Origin of the sequence: Neisseria sp. CCUG17229, from assembly GCF_047839235.1 — a bacterium.
Lineage (GTDB): Bacteria > Pseudomonadota > Gammaproteobacteria > Burkholderiales > Neisseriaceae > Neisseria > Neisseria brasiliensis.
In genome coordinates this window covers 1,844,935-1,862,641 of sequence record NZ_CP181247.1, presented here as the reverse complement: position 1 = coordinate 1,862,641, position 17,707 = coordinate 1,844,935, and the positions used below count along the sequence as shown (strand labels likewise).

The following is a 17,707-nucleotide window of genomic DNA, read 5'->3' as shown; positions in this document are numbered from 1 at the left end:
TTTACATGCCGTCTGAAAAGCATTCAGACGGCCTTTTCTATAACTCAATCAGCAATTCAATTGTTCATAAGCCAACACCGCGGCGGCCAAATCCTCCAGCGCGCTGCCGACGGATTTGAACACGGTAATTTCGTCTGCGTGTTCTCGGCCGCTGTATTTCAGGCGGCATAGATCGGCCAACGTGGCGCGCACTTGTTGCGGGGTGAATACGCCTGCTTCAATCGGCGAGAGCAAATCACCGGCTTTCATTAGGGCTTCTTCGGTATCGACAAACACGCTGGTGTCGGCGAAGCAGGCATCGTCGGTTTCACGCATATCAGGGGCGAAACCGCCGATTAAGTCGAGGTGGGTGCCCGGTTGCAGCCATTCGCGCAAAATCAGCGGTGCAGTGGATAAGGTGGCGCAGCTGACAATATCTGCCTCTTTCACCGCGCCGGCCAAATCTTGGTGGGCTTCGGCCTGCAAACCTTTTTCACGCAAGCGCGCGGCTAAGCTTTCGGCTTTGCTGTGGGTTTGGTTCCAAATGATGAAACGCTCAATTTGGCGCACGCTCAAATAGGCATCGGCCAACAATTCGGCAACACGGCCTGCGCCGACAATCAGCAAGGTTTTGCTGTTTTCGCGGCTTAGGAAACGTGCAGCTAATGCCGAAGCAGCGGCTGTGCGGCGTGAGGTGATGCTGTCACCGTCGAAAATGGCTTCCGGTTTGCCGGTTTGGGCATTGTATAAAATGTAAACCGAATGCAGGCCAGGGAGGTTGTGTTGGGCATTTTGCGGAAAAATCGATACGGTTTTCACGCCCAGCCAGCGTTCAGGAAGCCAAGCGGGCATCAGCAGCAGCGTGCCTTGTTTTTCGCCTTGCTTGTCGGTAATGGCATGGTTGTGGCGCAACGGTACTTCGCAATGCGCGGTAAACATGGTTTCCAGTGCGGCTACTAATTGGGGAAATGCCAGTGCGGAAGAGGTTTGCACAGAATCATAATGCAGCATAATTCAGCCTTTACTTAAAAAAATTTCTTATACGAAAATTTATCTTGTAAAATAAAACCTGTCAATCTTTATTATCGAGTTAATCTAAGTTTGAACCAAGTTAAAATATGCTAAAAAATCATGCCGTCTGAACGTGATTTTGGTATATGATTTAGGAATGAATGCCATTTGATTTCAGGAGAAAAATCCATGTTCCAATTTGCCCATCCCCAACAAACTCCGCTGCGTCAAGCGGTGACTGAGGCTTATCGCCGCGATGAAGTTGAAGCGGTGAATGATATGCTGCAACAAGCGCAGATGACAGGTGAAGAGCGTCGTGCTGCCGATGATTTGGCGCGCCGTTTGGTGACGCAGGTGCGGGCGAGCCGTACCAAAGCCAGCGGTGTGGATGCGTTGATGCACGAGTTTTCGTTGTCGAGCGAAGAGGGTGTGGCGTTAATGTGTTTGGCGGAGGCTTTGTTGCGCATTCCGGATAATGCCACGCGCAATAAATTGATTGCCGACAAGCTTTCAGACGGCGATTGGAAAAGCCATCTGAACCACAGCCCAAGCCTGTTTGTGAACGCGGCAGCTTGGGGTTTGCTGGTAACCGGCAAACTCACCACCACGACCAACGACCAGAATTTGGGTTCGGCTTTGAGCCGTGTGTTGGGCAAGGGCGGTGCGCCGTTGATCCGCAAAGGCGTGGATTACGCCATGCGTATGCTGGGCAAGCAGTTTGTGACCGGCCAAACTATTGAAGAAGCATTGAAAAACGGCAAAGAGCGTGAAAAACTGGGCTATCGTTTCTCATTCGATATGCTGGGTGAAGCGGCGTTTACCCAAGCCGACGCCGACCGCTACTATCAGGATTACGTTACCGCGATTCACGCTATCGGCAAGGATGCGGCAGGGCAAGGCGTGTACGACGGCAACGGCATTTCAGTGAAATTGTCGGCGATTCATCCGCGCTATTTCCGTGCGCAACACGAGCGCGTGATGACCGAATTGCTGCCGAAATTAAAAGCATTATTTGTTTTGGCAAAACAATACAATATCGGCCTGAACATCGATGCTGAAGAAGCCAATCGTTTGGAATTGTCGCTGGATTTGATGGAAGCTTTGGTGTCCGACCCTGATTTGGCCGGTTACAACGGCATCGGTTTTGTGGTGCAGGCCTACCAAAAACGCTGCCCGTTTGTGATTGATTATTTGGTGGATTTGGCACGCCGCAACAATCAAAAATTGATGATTCGCTTGGTGAAAGGCGCGTATTGGGACAGCGAAATCAAATGGGCGCAGGTTGATGGCCTTAATGGCTACCCTGTGTACACCCGCAAAGTGCATACCGACATTTCCTATCTGGCGTGCGCGCGCAAACTGCTGGACGCGCAAGACGCTGTGTTCCCGCAATTTGCCACACACAATGCCTACACGCTGGCGGCGATTTACGAAATGGGCAAAGGCAAGGATTTTGAACACCAATGCTTGCACGGCATGGGCGAAACCCTGTATGACCAAGTGGTCGGCCCGCAAAACTTAGGTCGCCGCGTGCGCATTTACGCGCCGGTGGGTACGCACGAAACGCTGCTGGCCTATTTGGTGCGCCGTTTGTTGGAAAACGGTGCCAATTCGTCGTTTGTGAACCAAATCGTTGATGAAAAAATCAGCATTGACGAGCTGATTCGTAGCCCGTTCGATACCATCGCCGAAGAAGGCATTCATTTGCATGCCGCGTTGCCGTTGCCGCGCGATTTATACGGCAAAGGCCGTCTGAATTCACAAGGCGTGGATTTGAGCAATGAAAATGTGTTGCAACAATTGCAGCAAAAAATGAACCAATCGGCGGCGCAAGCGTTTCAGACGGCCTCGATCATTAACGGCAAGCTGCGTGAAGTAAACGCGCCGCAAGATGTCAAAAATCCTGCCGATCATATTGATGTGGTGGGTACGGTTTCATTTGCTGATGCCTCCTTGGCGCAAGAAGCGATTGCCGAAGCTGTGGCCGCGCAAGCCGCGTGGGGTGCGACACCTGCTACCGAACGCGCTGCCTGCCTGCGTCGTTTGGCCGATTTGATGGAGCAGCACACGCCGGCGTTGATGATGCTGGCGGTGCGCGAAGCGGGCAAAACGCTGCAAAACGCCATTGCCGAAGTGCGTGAAGCAGTTGATTTCTGCCGCTATTATGCCGATGAAGCCGAGCAAACCTTACCTGCCAACACCCAAGGCGTGGGCACGATTATCGCCATCAGCCCGTGGAATTTCCCGTTGGCGATTTTCACCGGTGAAGTGGTGGCCGCATTGGCTGCCGGTAACACCGTAGTTGCTAAGCCTGCCGAGCAAACCAGCCTGATTGCTTCGTATGCCGTGTCGTTGATGCATGAAGCCGGTGTGCCGTCTGAAGCCTTGCAATTGGTATTGGGAGCGGGCGAAGTTGGCGCGGCTTTAACGCAAGACCCACGCATCAGCGGAGTGATTTTCACTGGTTCGACCGAAGTGGCACGCCTGATTAACCAAACCTTGGCCAAACGTGATGACAATCCGGTGTTGATTGCCGAAACCGGCGGCCAAAACGCGATGATTGTCGATTCAACCGCATTGGCCGAACAAGTCTGCGCCGATGTGTTGAATTCCGCTTTCGATTCGGCCGGACAACGCTGTTCGGCGCTGCGTATTTTGTGCGTGCAAGAAGACGTTGCCGACCATATGATTGATATGATTAAAGGCGCGATGAACGAATTGGTGGTGGGTAATCCGCGTTTGCTGAATACCGATGTCGGCCCCGTCATCGATGCCGAAGCGCAAGCCAACCTGTTGGCGCACATTAATAAAATGAAAGGCGCGGCCAAATCGTTCCATGAAATCAAGGTTTCAGACGGCATTGATGAGGTGCAATCAACTTTTGTTGCCCCGATTTTGTTTGAGTTGAATAATTTAAACGAATTGCAGCGCGAAGTATTTGGTCCGGTGTTGCACGTCGTGCGCTATCGTGCCGACGAACTCGACAGCCTGATCGACCAAATCAACAGCAAAGGCTACGCGCTGACCCACGGCGTACACAGCCGCATCGATGCGACCGTGGATCACATCCGCAAACGCATTGAAGCGGGCAACGTGTACATCAACCGCAACATCGTCGGCGCGGTTGTCGGCGTGCAGCCGTTTGGCGGCCACGGCTTATCGGGTACAGGTCCGAAAGCAGGCGGCCCGTTCTACCTGCAACGTTTAAGCCGTCTGAAACAATGGGTGGCACCGACCTTGAGCAAAGTCGGCCAAGTCGATGACGAAGTGTTGAAACGCTTGGAAGCCATGTTGCACAATCTGCCGATCAGCCAAGAATACAAGCTCTCGATTGCCGCTACCTTAGGCCAAGCGCGTATCCGCACGCTGCGTCATGCTGAAAAGGTGTTGTGTGGCCCAACCGGCGAGCGCAACGTATTGAGCTGGCACGCGCCAAAACGCGTGTGGATTTACGGCGGCGATTTGGTGCAGTCGTTCACCGCTTTGGTGCAACTGGCTGCGGCCGGCGTGCAAGGCGTGATTGAAGCCAATCATCCGCTGGCGACAGAAGTGGCGCATTTGGGCAATTTGCTGATTGTCGATAAACCGGAAAACGCCGGCATCAGCCATGTGGTCGCGCTGGAAGATTTGCCGACCGAGCGCAAACAAGCGCTGGCGGCGAGCGAGGGCGCGTTAATCCGCATTCTGCCGTCTGAAAACGGCTTGGATATTTTGCAGGTGTTTGAAGAAATTTCGTGCAGCATCAACACGACTGCAGCAGGCGGTAACGCCAGCTTGATGGCGATGTCGGATTAATTTTTTAAGTGTTAGAGGCCGTCTGAAAGATTGGGGAATAATTCAATCTTTCAGACGGCCTTTTAGCGTATGAAATTTATTTTACTTTTCCGAATTTTTATTGAGTTTAAGCTAGAGACCTTTGGAAAACTCTTTCAAAATCTAGTACACACAACTGCCGTCATTCCCGCGTAGGCGGGAATCCAGCCCTATAGGTTTCAGGCATATTTAATTATTTCAATCATCGAACGTTCTGGATTCCTGCCTATGCGGGAATGACGAGCATAGTTTTTTTTGATTTAAATTGAGTTTTACAAAGCCCTAAACCATAAAAAAACCATGCCGTCTGAAGCGTTCAGACGGCATGGTTTTTTATCACGATTTAAACCGTTAATTTTGCCAAGCATTCATGCAGCGGATTGAAATAGTTGGCTAAATAGTCGTCAAATGGGATTTCATCGGCGGCTTTGGCTTCAATTTCGGCAAATTCCTGCAAGGATTGCTGACTTTGCGCTTCCAGCTTGGCTTGCACGTCTTGCGGTAGCGGCTGTTTTAAGGTTGCCAAATGTTGCGCGGTCAAGGCCATGGCCCATGGCAGGAACTCTTGTTCGGCCATTTCGGCTTGCACGCGTTGCGGCAGGCGCAGGGTTTCGCCGCTGTTGGCACGGATTTGGCTTTGCACGGCTTCGCGGTAGCCGCTGTTGTCCGAACCTTGGTCAAGGCGTTCGGCAATCGGCAGAATTTCATGCAGGATTTCATTTGCCCAATCTTGCGCGGAAATGCTGCGGCCGTTTTTAAACAGGCTGAATCCTTCGCTCAAGCCTGAGCAGGCGGTGCGCAAGCGGTTGTGGTTGGCTTCGTTGTAATCGGCGGTGGTAAATGCAGGTGAATCTTTCAGCAAACACCACAACATAAAGCTTTCCAAGAAATGAATTTGTTCCAAGCTGATGCCGGCTGGGTCATACGGATTGTTGTCGAGCAGGCGCAATTCAACATAGGCGATGCCGCGTGCGCTCAAGGCGCTGATGGGCAATTCGCCTTTTTTCATCACTTGTTTTGGACGTGCGCCGCTGTAATATTCGTTGGCAATTTGCAGAATATTGGTGCTGATTTGGCGGTACAGTCCGGCCGGACCGCGCAAGCCCAAGTATTCATACACCGGCGCTGGGGTTAATACCGCCGCACCCAAATCGCGAACGTATTCGTTCAGATGATTGAAGCTGACGCTGAAATCGACTTTGTTTTGGTAGCCGAGTTGGCTCATGCGCAGGGTGGTGGCGTTTTTCCAGCTAAAGCTTTGCTCGTGCAGGCGGTCAAGCACATTTTGCGCCGGTTGGAAGCTTTGGTCGCAGGCAGGGGCGGTGCCGAACAGGTGGCAAATCAGCCAGCCGTGGCGCTGAATGTTGCGAATCATGCCCATGTAGCGCTCGTTGCGCCAAGTGTCGGTCGGTTCTACGCCTTCTTGTTCGGCCAAGGCTGTCCACAGGCTTTCTGGCGGCGAATAGTTGAAATGTACACCGGCAATCATTTGCATGGTGCGGCCGTAACGGTAAGACAGGCCGACGCGGTACAGGCGTTTCAATTTCGCGCCGTTGCTCTGGCCGAAGTAGCCGATTTCGATGTGTTCGGGATTGTCGGGCAGACGGCAAGGCATACTGGCTGCCCACATGCGCTCTTCGCCGATGTTTTGCGCGCTGAATTGGTGTAATTCCAAAAGCTGTTGATACACGGCTTTCGGGGATTGATGCGGATCGGTGACCAGTTCCAACAATGCTTCGCCATAATCGATGGTGATGTTCGGATGAGTATAGACATTGCCCAAGGCTTCAGGGTGGCGTGTTCCGGCAAGATGGCCGTCGGCGGTGGTGCGCAGGCTTTCGCGCTCGATGCCGATGTTGCCGCCGGACAGTGGAAGGGTCTCGATGTTCATGTATTTTCCTTAGCAGAAAGTGTGGGCTTCTGCGCAAAGTGGCTATCGGGATGGCGTTTGCTGCCATCAAACAGAGCGATTTTAGCACGGAACGGCCGCAGCGGAATATGGTTATGTGTGAATGAAAGGCAGGTATTCAGACGGCCAAATCGCTGGTTAAAAGCTATAGAGATAAACCAATAAAATAGTTATCAGTAAAAATGATTTTAGACGGCCTGAGTAAAAATCACCGGCCGTCTGAATATTAGTTTTGCTGCAAAATCCATTTTGCCCGTTCAATCACCGGTGCATCAATCATTTGCCCATCCACTTGGAAAACAGCTTGACCGCTGTGTGCGGCTTCGGTAACAACTTTTCTGGCAAAAGTCAACAAATCTTCAGACGGCCTTAAGGCTTCTTTCACCGCAGCGACTTGTTTCGGGTGGATACACAAAACACCGCCGAAACCCATATCGCGCCAGTATTCCGCGTTTTGGCGGTTGGCTTCGTGGTCGTTGAAATCAGGGAAGGTGGTCTCGATGGGCGGATGCAGATTGTTGATGCGGCTGTGCAGCAGCATATCGGTGCGCAGGCGGTCGAACACCGTTTGCGCAGCGGCCGTACCGTAGCTCACGCCCAAATCATTGGCCAAATCCAAGCAGCCGTAGGTCAGTGCAAACAGGCCGTCTGAACGCGCCAATTGCCCGATGTCGGCCATGCCTTGCGCTGATTCAATATCAGCAATCACCAGCTTGCCTGTGGCGTGATGCAGCGCAGAAATTTCATCGGCCTGAATGGTTTTAGAAAGCAGTATCCCCTTGATTTCTGGCATAGTCTTGAGCGCCGCCACATCGTCCGCATAAAACGCGCTGCGTGGATTATTGATTCTGACCCACACCTCAGGCTGACCTGCTTGGCGACAATATTCGGCGATGTTGGCGCGGGCAGTGGCTTTGTCTTCCGGCGAGACAGTGTCTTCCCAATCGACAATTACTTCGTCCGCACCGCTGGCAAACGCCTTGGCAATCCGCTCAGGGCGGGTGGCGGGAACGAATAGGAAAATTTTGGGAATAGGGCGGTTTAGCATGGTTTCTCCTTTGTTTTTTTATCGTCATTTAAAATAGAAATCATACCGCGTTGCTAGCTCCCTGATGTACTACTTGTACATCAGGGAGCTGTCACCTTGTCTGATTTCTATTTTAAATGACGATATGTTTTAGCAGAAACATTGTAGCGGATTTCGATACAAAAAATCCGTCTGAAATGGTATGTTCAGACGGATTTTTTATCTCAGCAGTTAAGCAGCTTTGATTTGTTTCTTAGCAGCTAAAATATTCAAACCCAAAATAGCAGCAACTATGGCGATGCCGATTAAGTCGGTGGTCAATTCCGGTACAATCATCATCAAGCCGCCGGCAGCCAGCGGCAAGCGTTGCCATGTCGGGATATAGGTTTTAAACCAGCCTTCTACCGCTGCCGACAAACTCAATACGCCGACAATGGAAGTAATACTCACCGAGACAATCGTCCACCAATGCGGCAGTGGGAATTCGGTAGCAGTCACAGCGGTGTTGGCTACATCAATCATCAGCATGTTTGGGTTGTACACAAACATAAACGGCACGATAAACCCGGCCAGTGCCAATTTGAGCGATTGGAAACCGGTTTTCATCGGATCGCCGCCCGCAATACCCGCGCCGGCAAAGGCGGCTAAGGCCACAGGTGGAGTGATGTTGGCAAAAATACCGAAGTAGAACACAAACAAGTGCGCCACCAAGACCGGTACGTCAAATGAAGCCAGTGCGGGTGCAGCCATGGTGGCGGTGATGATGTAGGCAGGAATCGACGGCAAACCCATACCCAAAATCATTGAAGCAATCATGGTCAGCAGCAGGGTGAAAAACAGCGAGCCAGCGCCCAAAGTCACGATGGAAGAAGTCATCACCGTGCCAAAGCTGGTGAGGTTGACCACGCCAATTACAATGCCTACTACCACACATGCCGCCATGACTGACAACGATTGTTTGGCACCATCTTCCAGGGCAGCCAAAATGTCGCGCCAGCCCATGCGGGTTTGCGGACGCAGCCAGCTGATGACAACGGTAATCGCAATGGTATAAGCCGCAGCGTAGCCTACCGGCACCGACTCGGCCAGCATGACCACCAAAGCCACAATCGGAAGCAGCATGTGGCCGCGCGCTTTCATCACTTCTTTCAAACGCGGCAAATCGGCTTTCGGAATGCCTTTCAAATCGCGTTTGCCGGCGCGGAAATGCACTTGCGCAATCACGCCTAAATAGTACAGCAGGGCAGGTAGTAAGGCGGCTAAGGCAATGGTGCTGTATTTCACGCCGGTGGTTTCGGCCATGATGAACGCAGCCGCGCCCATAATCGGCGGCAAAATCTGACCGCCCACCGAAGCGCTAGCTTCAACTGCACCGGCAAAATCGCGGTGATAGCCGATTTTTTTCATCAGCGGAATGGTAAATGCGCCCGTACCGACCACGTTGGCCACCGCTGCGCCGTTGATGCTGCCCATAAAGCCGCTGGAAATCACCGCCACTTTGGCTGGGCCGCCTTGTTTGTGTCCCGCCAGCGCGAGTGCCATGTCGTTAAACAATTGCCCCATGCCGGAGCGCGCCAAAAATGCGCCAAACAGGATAAACAGGAAAATAAACGTTACCGATGCGCCGATGGCGGTGGAATATAGGCCTTCGGTTTTCAAATAAAGTTGGCCGAAAATATCGCCTAAATCATAAGGCCGCGTGAGTAAGCGATCGGGCATGAAGTCCATGTGGCTGATAAACGGATAAGCCAAGAAAATCAGCGCAAACACCGGCAAAATCCAGCCGGTAATGCGGCGTGCGGCTTCAATCACGACCACTGTGGTAATCATCGAAAACACAATATCGAGCGTGTTCGGAATACCGCCGCGCACGGTCATAATCGCATCGTATTGCCACAGCAGATAGCCCGCGCCGGAAAATGCGGCGATAAACCACAGCCAATCATACCAAACCACTTTTTGGCGGCTGCTTTGTTTGGCCGGCGGATAAATCAGGAAAATCAGCGCGCAACCGACGGCAACGTGAATCGAGCGTTGCAGCAGCGTAGGCATGGGAAAGAAGGTAATGTAAACGTGAAACAGCGAATACAACACCGCAATCGCGCCGATAATGTAGCGCACGGTTGAGCTTTTCGGCGTACGCGTTACCGATTCGCGGTCGTATTTTTCTAAAATCTCTTGGCTGTTGGGGGCAGCATCGGTTTTCAGAGGTTCGGTCATAAACAGTGTCCAAAATAAATCAATGCGCGCAGCTTCTCTACGGGAGCGATGCGCACGGTCACATAATCGGGCAAGGTAGCGGCCAGTGGCCAAATTTGCCCGTCAACATGGATTTCGCCCTGCATATTGCGTGAAACCGTCCAATTCAATTCAGGCAGTTTCAGATGGCCTTGTTGTGCCACAAAGCCTTTGTCGGCAGCAATTGGTAGGCCGTCTGAAGGCATACCGGCGCCGAAAGTCTGCATTTGCGTGCGTGTTAAGTGCAGCGTTGTGCCGTCAGAGTGATACGATTCGCGCCAAAGCTGGTGTTCGACTGAATGACGCCATTGCAACGTAAATTCGGGTGGCAGGTAACATTGTTTGTCTGGCAGTGACACTTCCACGGCAGATTGCGGCCAAAGTGCAAAACAGGCAGCGGCAGTCAGCAAAACGGCAGTCAGGAAACGCGGCATAGGCAGGGAAAAGATAGGATAAGTTTTTCGGGCGGCATGGTAATTATCAGGCCGTCTGAAAACAAAGTATTACTATATTGATGAATTAAAACAAAATCTTAAACGTGAAACAGTTCAGACGGCCTGATGATTATCGGAGGCCGTCTGAAACACAAAACGCTTATTTCGCTTCGTCAAAATATTTTTGCGCGCCCGGATGCATTGGTGCGACAAAGCCTTCTTTGGCTTGAGCCGGATCGATTTCCTTAGCGGCTTGGTGTGCGGTTTGCAACACGCCCAAGTTAGCAAAGAATGATTTGGTCAGCTTATACACATCGTCTTCGCTCAATTCGCTGCTTACGACCAAAGCATTGCGGATGGCGGCGGTCGGGATGTCTTCAGCGTTGCCGTAAGTGCCTTTCGGAATGTTCATTGCCACGAAATAAGGCTTGTCTTTGGCGATTTCACCGATTTTATCCGCAGGAATGGAAACCAGTTGTAAATCAAAGCCTTGTTGCAATTCCATCAGCGAAGAATTCGGCAGGCCGCTGGTTAGGAATGCGGCATCGATTTTGCCGGCTTTCAGTGCATCAGCCGCTTCGGCGTAGCCCAGATAATCCACTTTCAAATCGTTGTACGTCATGCCGAAGCCGTTAATCAGGTTGCGGGCGTTTACTTCAACGCCGGAATTTTGCGCGCCCACGGCCACACGTTTGCCGCGCAAGTCTTCCAGCGTTTTGATGCCGGATTTGGCAGAAGCCACGACTTGAACATAGTTCGGATACAGTGCGGCGATTTGCGATACGCTGCCGATTTTTTCTTTAAAGCTGTTTTGGCCGTTGACCGCGTCACTCAAAACATCGCTCATCACAAACGCCATTTCGGCTTTTTTCTGATTGATTAAATTGATGTTTTCAACGGAAGCACCGGTGGTTTGGGTTTTGGAATTGACACCGAATTCTTTGGCATAGGCTTCGGCCAAAGAAGTGGCCAAGATATTGTAAGGGCCGGACGCACCGCCGGTGGCGATGGTCACAAATTTGGTTTGCAGCTTGTCGGCAGCGACAGCAGCGGCATTTTCTTTTGGTGCGCTGTCGGCAGATTTGCCGTTGTCGGAACATGCAGTCAGGGCGAGTAAGGTAGCGGCCACGATGGCGGCGGAACGTTTGAATTTCATAGTCTTTTCCTCTATGGAGAAAGGGTGTTTGCCCGTAGAAAAACAGTACACCCAGCTTTTTGAGTGTTTGAACGCCAAGTTAACAGCTTAAATTGGCGTAAACATTAGAATGCAATTTTGATGAAATTGCGCGCTAAGGGTAGCGGAATTCAAATAGCTTGGCAAGCATAATAAAAGGTTTAAGTGTATATTGTTTAAAATTAAATAATATGCTTTAAGAATAAAAAGGCCGTCTGAACATTAAGTTTTCAGACGGCCTTTTGTCATCTATTTAACCGAGCCAAAGCGGTTGGCTTTTTCCACTTCACGCCATGCTTCCAGAATCAGTGTGCCATCGTTGTCTTTGAGCAGGGTGGCATCGGAGAGCATGCGCCGCCAAGTGCGTGCACCTTTGAGCCCGTGCATTAAGCCTAAGCTGTGGCGGACGATGTGGCGCAAGATGGTGCCGCGGCCGCTTTGGATTTGCGCTTGGCTGTAGGTAAATAGGCGTTGCACCAAGTCGGCGTATTCGATGGGGGCGTGGCTGCTGCCGTAAAACAGTTGGTCCCATTCGCGCATCACCATCGGGTTGTGGTAGGCCTCGCGGCCGACCATCACGCCGTCGACATGTTGGAGATGCTCGGCGATTTGTTCGTTGGTGGTGATGCCGCCGTTAATCAGGATTTCCAGCTCGGGGAATTCTTGTTTCAGGCGGTAAACGTAGTCGTATTTCAGCGGTGGAATGTCGCGGTTTTCTTTGGGTGACAAGCCGTCGAGCCATGCGTTGCGGGCGTGGACGATAAAGGTTTTGCAGGTGGTTTTGTCGCGTAGGGTGCCGACAAAATCCGCCACGGTTTGGTATTCGGTTTGACGGTCGACACCAATGCGATGCTTGACGGTAACGGGAATCTGTACGGCATCTTGCATGGCGTTTAAATAATTGGCCACTAAATCGACTTCGTTCATCAAGCAGGCGCCGAATGCGCCTTTTTGCACGCGTGGGCTGGGGCAGCCGCAGTTGAGATTGACTTCATCGTAGCCGTATTCTTCTACCGCTTTGGCGGCTTTGGCCAGCTCGGCAGGGTCGCTACCGCCCAATTGCAGGGCAACGGGGTTTTCGCCTTCGTTGAACATGAGAAAGCGGTTTTTGTCGCCATACACAATTGCGCCGGAATTGATCATTTCGCTGTAAAGCCAAGTGTTTTGCGTGATTTGGCGTGCCATGTGGCGGTAGTGGCGATCGGTCCAGTCGAGCATGGGTGCGACGGAAAGGCGGCGGGTGGGTAGGATGTTTGAGGTCATGTCAAGGTATTAAGCGGGTGCAAATGGGCATGATTATAACAGAGATGAAGGCGGCAATATGACTGGTGCTGACGATATCTGGGCGAAATCGCTTTGTAAGGATAGGTTACCGATTAAGTGAATATTTCAACGAAGTTTGATTTAAAACATATTTCTTTCTATGTAATTGTATGTAGCTATATAAATATGTTAGAATTTTGTCAAAATAAAATATTTATTAAATAAGATTATGTTTTATATGGTAAATATTTTAACTTTTTGAATTTTTTGAATTTATTTATATATTCTTGTTTATCTCTTAACATTTAAAAAGGACATGTCATGAAAGCGTTGAAATCGTTTCTGATATGGGGCTTGGTGGTGTTGGCTGGGGTATTTGCTTTCGCCACTTTAGCCCTCAGTCGCGGCGAACACGTCAGTGCTATTTGGCTGGTGGTGGCTGCGGTATCGGTATATTGTATTGCCTATCGTTTTTACAGCCTTTATATCTGTAAAAATATTCTACAGCTCGACCATCGCCGTATGACACCGGCGGAACGCAACAACAATGGTGTCGATTATGTGCCGACCGATAAAAAAGTATTGTTCGGTCACCACTTTGCTGCAATTGCGGGTGCGGGTCCGTTGGTAGGGCCTGTGTTGGCATCGCAAATGGGTTATCTGCCGGGCACGCTGTGGATTATTTTCGGTGTGGTATTGGCCGGTGCCGTGCAGGATATGATGGTGTTGTTTGTGTCTATGCGCCGCGACGGTAAATCCTTGGGCGACATCATCAAACAAGAATTGGGCACGACTGCCGGTGTGATTGCGTCTATCGGTATTCTGATGATTATGATCATCATCACATCGGTATTGGCCTTGATTGTGGTGAAAGCGCTGACTCACAGCCCTTGGGGTACGTTTACCATTGCCGTAACCGTGCCGATTGCGCTGTTTATGGGTTTTTACGCTCGCTTTATCCGTCCGGGTCATTTGGGTGAAATCGCGATTGTCGGTTTTATCGCCATGATGAGCGCCGTAATCTTCGGTAACCATGTGGCCGAAAGTGCGATTGGCCCTTGGTTTGACTTGAATGGCGTGCAATTGGCTTTCGGCATTATGCTGTATGGCGGTATTTCTTCGCTGCTGCCGGTGTGGTTCTTGATGACACCGCGCGATTATCTGGCGACTTTCCTGAAAATCGGTACCATCATTGCATTGGCCATCGGTATTATTGTGGTTGGTCCGGTGCTGAAAATGCCGGCTGTGACCCACTTTATCGACGGTACCGGTCCGGTGTTCTCCGGTAAGCTGTTCCCGTTCTTATTCATTACCATTGCTTGTGGTGCGGTATCCGGCTTCCATGCGCTGATTTCTTCCGGTACCACCCCTAAAATGATTGAAAACGAAACCCACGTCCGCGCCATCGGTTATGGTGGTATGTTGATGGAAAGTTTCGTGGCCATTATGGCTTTGGCAGCGGCTTGCGTGTTGGAGCCGGGCGTGTACTTCGCCATGAACAGCCCTGCAGCTTTGATTGGTACTGACCCTGCAACGGCGGCGCATGCGATTACTACTCATCTGCAAATTCCGGTGGATGCGGCAACCTTAGCCAATACCGCGCGTGAAGTGGGTGAGAATTCGATTCTGTCCCGAGCCGGTGGTGCACCGACTTTAGCAGTCGGTATGGCACACATCATGAGCCAATTGATTCCGGGCGAAGCAATGATGGCCTTCTGGTATCACTTTGCGCTGTTGTTTGAAGCCATGTTTATTTTGACTGCGGTGGATGCAGGTACCCGTACTTCACGCTTTATGGTGCAAGATTTGCTGGGTATTTTTGTGAAACCTTTGGGCACCGGTCAGGGCATGTTCTCAAATCTGGTGGCCACTTTCCTGACCGTCGGTGCATGGGGTTACTTCCTGTATACCGGTGTGACTGACCCGCTGGGCGGCATCAATTCACTCTGGCCTTTATTCGGTATCGGTAACCAAATGCTGGCCGGTATGGCGCTGATTATGGTAGCGGTTGTGTTGGTAAAAATGAAAAAAGAACGTTATGTATGGGTACCATTGGTACCGGCCATGGGCTTATTGATTGTGACTGCCGTGGCTTCCATGCAGAAACTGTTTGATTCCGACCCACGTGTCAGCTTCTTGGCACACGCTGCACAATACCGTGAAGCGGCTGCGCGTGGCGAAGTGTTGGCTCCGGCCAAAGACGTGGCGCAAATGGGGCAGATTGTCTTCAACGACTATGTCAACTCAGGTTTGTGCGCAGCATTTATGCTGGTTGTGATTTTCATCGCCATCTACGGCTTGATGACTGCCATGAAAGCGCGTAAAGTGGCTTGGCCGACTGCGAAAGAAGTCCCTGCCGTTTACCGTGACGAGGTTCAAACCAATGAGAAAATTGCTTAATCATCCTTTAATAGGCCGTCTGAAAAAAGCGCATAAGAGCTTTTGTGTCGCTGCCAATTATATGGCCGGTATTCCGGATTACGACCGCTATGTTGCCCAGCAACGCAAATATAATCCGAATACGCCGGTGATGACTCGGGCGCAGTTTATCGAGTATTGCCGAATCAAAAGCGGTGGCGGCTGCTGTTGAAAGATGAAAAAAGCCCTGTATGGTGACATGCAGGGTTTTTTCTTGTGGGGTAAGGGATAAACAGGGGGCGCTATCTTTCAATGGTCTTTCAATGGCTTAGTGCTGTAAGTGTGATGTTTTGCTTTTGTACGATATTGGCTTCGATTGATACTCAAATTTGAGATTGGCAGCAGTTGTAGTTTTTGATTCATTAAATAAAGGCCGTCTGAAAAAAATGAACTGTCCCCCAATTCTTGGACAAATTAAAAATCTTTCTCAAACAGCCTGTTCAAGCTGGGTCCTGTAAGCCACAGGACTCAGCTTTTTTAAATTCAAACTAATACGTTCATAATTGTAGTAACGTATGTAATCATCTATCACTTTGGTCAACTCTGCCACCGATAACACACCTTCCTGATAGAAGCTTTCCACTTTTAATGTCCCGAAGAAACTCTCCATCGGTGCATTGTCCCAGCAATTCCCTTTGCGCGACATGCTCTGCACAATGCCTTTCTCCGCCAGCTTTTCCCGATAAGCCTGAGTTCGGTAAAGCACACCTTGGTCAGAATGCAGCAGCGGGGTCTGCCCTTTCAGACGGCCGAATGCCTTATCCAGCATCTGCATGACCATCTTGCTGTCCGGCTTTCTACTGAGCTCATAAGCCACAATCTCACGATTGAATACATCCAATATCGGCGATAAGTACAGTTTGCCGTCGGTGCATTTAAACTCGGTCACATCGGTCAACCATTTATCTCCCGCTTTATCAGCAGTGAATGCACGCTTAAGGATGTTTTTCGACGTCTCTCCTATAACTTGCGGACGATAGGATTTTTTGTTGCGCACTTTGGCTTTCAAACCCAATAATCCCATAATACGCTGCACTTTCTTTTTATTCCACGATAATACAGCTCCAATCCGCCGTTGGCCGTAGCGACCTTTGTGTTGGTGATAAACTTCACTCACCGCCGCTTTGGCTTCCATATCGGGATCGGATTTACCGATGTGGTAGTAGAAACTGCTTTTGGGTATGCCGGCACTGTGCAACAAGTATTTCAGCAGGTGCTTCGCCCTCAGCGTTTGAACGGTTTCGCAACTTTGGTGGCGTTCTTTTCGTTGAGGGCTTTCATGTGCTTTAGGTAGTCGATCTCCGCCCTCATGTAGCGTAACTCTTCAATCAGCTCTGCCTGAGTTTTTTCATGGTCGGGTTTGTCGACGATAAAGGGATTGTTGCGTTTGGTCTGCGTAGTCTTCATAAGCGTAGCCTGTGGGTGCTGAAGTGCGGCTATACCGCCTTGACGGTAGGCGGCAATCCAACGGCGCAGGTGTGTGCGTGAGACGTTGAAATGGTCTGCGGTACGCTGTTGGCTGTGCACTTGATGGTAATGGAGTACGGCTCGGTATTTGAAGTCTAGTGTATATTTGGACATAAGAAAACTGCACCTTTTTAAAGTTGGGGGAAAGTGTCCAACTTTTGGGGTGCAGTTCAAAATTTTCAGACGGCCTTTAAAGACTCATGCTTTATGATTTAGATTTAGGTTGATACAGAAAAATAGCAATACACAATAAAACCGGTAACGCCATTTCGGTAGATTCTTCCAATGATTGAATAATCACCGCAGAGCGCTCGGAAAGTGTGATATTAAACAGTTCATCTAATTGCGCATTCAATCGGTCGATAAACTTGCTGGCCACCAGTAACACAAAAGCCAAGATTGTGTAACCATACGCTACCGGCCACGGGTGCGATGATTGGCGCAGATGTTTGAGGAAGGTTTTGCCCAAATAAAATGCCAGTAATAATAAAAACAAGCAAATTGCAGCGCCAAGTAGCTTATCGGATAAAGGAATCACATCGCTGCGGTAGAAATTGGTTTTTAAAAAGCTCATGCTGAATAAAGATTTGTGTAAATCCATTTCACGCAAACCAAACAATACCGCTGTGGCCGCAGTAGCCAAGCGGGTCAAAACGGTAAAACGGGCGCATAAGCACACAATCGCTAATAAAAACCATAAATAAGGGCTGAAGATTTCAAATGTACCCGATTCGCTGAATAAGAAATTAGCCAAATCTAAGGGCGCAAAAACCGCAACATGCAAAACCAATGCCCAATATACAGTCAACAGCAAAGTGCTGATTAAAAAATGACGGGATAAATTCATGATGATTTCTGATACATACAAGGGTGTATGGCATTGTACGCCACAATGGATGAGACGTGTTAATTTATGCGGATCATATTGTAAAAGAAAAAGCCATCTGAAAAATTAGATAAGTATTTCAGATAGC

At 50.2% G+C, this 17,707-nt stretch carries 13 protein-coding genes; 3 read left to right on the top strand and 10 right to left on the bottom strand.

What is annotated here, in order from left to right; translation table 11 throughout:
* Nucleotides 1-48 precede the first annotated feature (48 nt).
* Nucleotides 49-990 (bottom strand): ornithine cyclodeaminase family protein, encoded by a 942-nt coding sequence (locus tag ACM67B_RS08875; RefSeq protein ID WP_416189306.1) that lies wholly within the window; start codon nt 988-990, stop codon nt 49-51.
* A 189-nt stretch (nt 991-1,179) separates the two neighbouring features.
* On the opposite strand from ACM67B_RS08875, the gene putA reads away from it, so the two are divergent.
* The gene (gene putA / locus ACM67B_RS08870) at nt 1,180-4,785 is read left to right on the top strand and encodes a bifunctional proline dehydrogenase/L-glutamate gamma-semialdehyde dehydrogenase PutA (protein ID WP_416189305.1); all 3,606 of its coding nucleotides are present in this window, start codon (nt 1,180-1,182) and stop codon (nt 4,783-4,785) included.
* A gap of 361 nt (nt 4,786-5,146) precedes the next feature.
* Here putA and gshA read toward each other — a convergent pair whose 3' ends face one another.
* The 6 genes from gshA to dusA form a co-directional block, all read right to left on the bottom strand.
* Complete coding sequence (gene gshA, locus ACM67B_RS08865) at nt 5,147-6,694, bottom strand: glutamate--cysteine ligase (RefSeq protein ID WP_416189304.1); 1,548 nt, start codon at nt 6,692-6,694, stop codon at nt 5,147-5,149.
* Nucleotides 6,695-6,938: 244 nt separating this feature from the next.
* A complete protein-coding gene (locus tag ACM67B_RS08860; RefSeq protein ID WP_416189303.1) occupies nt 6,939-7,760 on the bottom strand; it encodes an HpcH/HpaI aldolase/citrate lyase family protein in 822 nt (273 codons plus the stop codon).
* Nucleotides 7,761-7,970: 210 nt separating this feature from the next.
* On the bottom strand, nt 7,971-9,959 hold the full coding sequence (locus ACM67B_RS08855; RefSeq protein ID WP_416189302.1) for a TRAP transporter permease: 1,989 nt from the start codon (nt 9,957-9,959) through the stop codon (nt 7,971-7,973).
* Nucleotides 9,956-10,411: a DUF1850 domain-containing protein gene (locus ACM67B_RS08850; protein ID WP_416189301.1), complete on the bottom strand. Its 456-nt coding sequence runs from the start codon at nt 10,409-10,411 to the stop codon at nt 9,956-9,958. The genes ACM67B_RS08855 and ACM67B_RS08850 overlap by 4 nt, the downstream gene beginning before the upstream one ends.
* A 160-nt stretch (nt 10,412-10,571) precedes the next feature.
* Entirely contained in the window at nt 10,572-11,567 is a 996-nt protein-coding gene (locus ACM67B_RS08845; protein WP_416189300.1) for a TAXI family TRAP transporter solute-binding subunit, read from the bottom strand.
* A 267-nt stretch (nt 11,568-11,834) separates the two neighbouring features.
* A complete protein-coding gene (gene dusA, locus ACM67B_RS08840) occupies nt 11,835-12,848 on the bottom strand; it encodes a tRNA dihydrouridine(20/20a) synthase DusA (protein ID WP_416189299.1) in 1,014 nt (337 codons plus the stop codon).
* A gap of 321 nt (nt 12,849-13,169) precedes the next feature.
* Here dusA and ACM67B_RS08835 point away from each other — a divergent pair, with 321 nt between their 5' ends.
* Together ACM67B_RS08835 and ACM67B_RS08830 are read left to right on the top strand one after the other, a co-directional pair.
* Nucleotides 13,170-15,248 carry a carbon starvation CstA family protein gene (locus tag ACM67B_RS08835; protein WP_095502779.1) on the top strand — a complete coding sequence of 693 codons (2,079 nt, stop codon included), beginning with the start codon at nt 13,170-13,172 and terminating at the stop codon, nt 15,246-15,248.
* Nucleotides 15,232-15,438 (top strand): CstA-like transporter-associated (seleno)protein, encoded by a 207-nt coding sequence (locus ACM67B_RS08830; protein ID WP_095502780.1) that lies wholly within the window; start codon nt 15,232-15,234, stop codon nt 15,436-15,438. The genes ACM67B_RS08835 and ACM67B_RS08830 overlap by 17 nt, the downstream gene beginning before the upstream one ends.
* A gap of 255 nt (nt 15,439-15,693) precedes the next feature.
* Here ACM67B_RS08830 and ACM67B_RS08825 read toward each other — a convergent pair whose 3' ends face one another.
* The 3 genes from ACM67B_RS08825 to ACM67B_RS08815 form a co-directional block, all read right to left on the bottom strand.
* Entirely contained in the window at nt 15,694-16,467 is a 774-nt protein-coding gene (locus ACM67B_RS08825) for an IS3 family transposase (RefSeq protein ID WP_416188878.1), read from the bottom strand.
* Between the two features lie 23 nt (nt 16,468-16,490).
* Entirely contained in the window at nt 16,491-16,847 is a 357-nt protein-coding gene (locus ACM67B_RS08820) for a helix-turn-helix domain-containing protein (RefSeq protein WP_416188879.1), read from the bottom strand.
* 91 nt (nt 16,848-16,938) lie between these two features.
* Nucleotides 16,939-17,580 (bottom strand): hypothetical protein, encoded by a 642-nt coding sequence (locus tag ACM67B_RS08815; RefSeq protein ID WP_416189298.1) that lies wholly within the window; start codon nt 17,578-17,580, stop codon nt 16,939-16,941.
* Between the last annotated feature and the right edge of the window lie 127 nt (nt 17,581-17,707).

What these genes read in the sequence shown, in the direction of transcription:
- ACM67B_RS08875 (WP_416189306.1), bottom strand. Translation starts at nt 990, where the DNA reads ATGCTGCATTATGATTCTGTGCAAACCTCTTCCGCACTGGCATTTCCC.
- putA (WP_416189305.1), top strand. Translation starts at nt 1,180, where the DNA reads ATGTTCCAATTTGCCCATCCCCAACAAACTCCGCTGCGTCAAGCGGTG.
- gshA (WP_416189304.1), bottom strand. Translation starts at nt 6,694, where the DNA reads ATGAACATCGAGACCCTTCCACTGTCCGGCGGCAACATCGGCATCGAG.
- ACM67B_RS08860 (WP_416189303.1), bottom strand. Translation starts at nt 7,760, where the DNA reads ATGCTAAACCGCCCTATTCCCAAAATTTTCCTATTCGTTCCCGCCACC.
- ACM67B_RS08855 (WP_416189302.1), bottom strand. Translation starts at nt 9,959, where the DNA reads ATGACCGAACCTCTGAAAACCGATGCTGCCCCCAACAGCCAAGAGATT.
- ACM67B_RS08850 (WP_416189301.1), bottom strand. Translation starts at nt 10,411, where the DNA reads ATGCCGCGTTTCCTGACTGCCGTTTTGCTGACTGCCGCTGCCTGTTTT.
- ACM67B_RS08845 (WP_416189300.1), bottom strand. Translation starts at nt 11,567, where the DNA reads ATGAAATTCAAACGTTCCGCCGCCATCGTGGCCGCTACCTTACTCGCC.
- dusA (WP_416189299.1), bottom strand. Translation starts at nt 12,848, where the DNA reads ATGACCTCAAACATCCTACCCACCCGCCGCCTTTCCGTCGCACCCATG.
- ACM67B_RS08835 (WP_095502779.1), top strand. Translation starts at nt 13,170, where the DNA reads ATGAAAGCGTTGAAATCGTTTCTGATATGGGGCTTGGTGGTGTTGGCT.
- ACM67B_RS08830 (WP_095502780.1), top strand. Translation starts at nt 15,232, where the DNA reads ATGAGAAAATTGCTTAATCATCCTTTAATAGGCCGTCTGAAAAAAGCG.
- ACM67B_RS08820 (WP_416188879.1), bottom strand. Translation starts at nt 16,847, where the DNA reads ATGTCCAAATATACACTAGACTTCAAATACCGAGCCGTACTCCATTAC.
- ACM67B_RS08815 (WP_416189298.1), bottom strand. Translation starts at nt 17,580, where the DNA reads ATGAATTTATCCCGTCATTTTTTAATCAGCACTTTGCTGTTGACTGTA.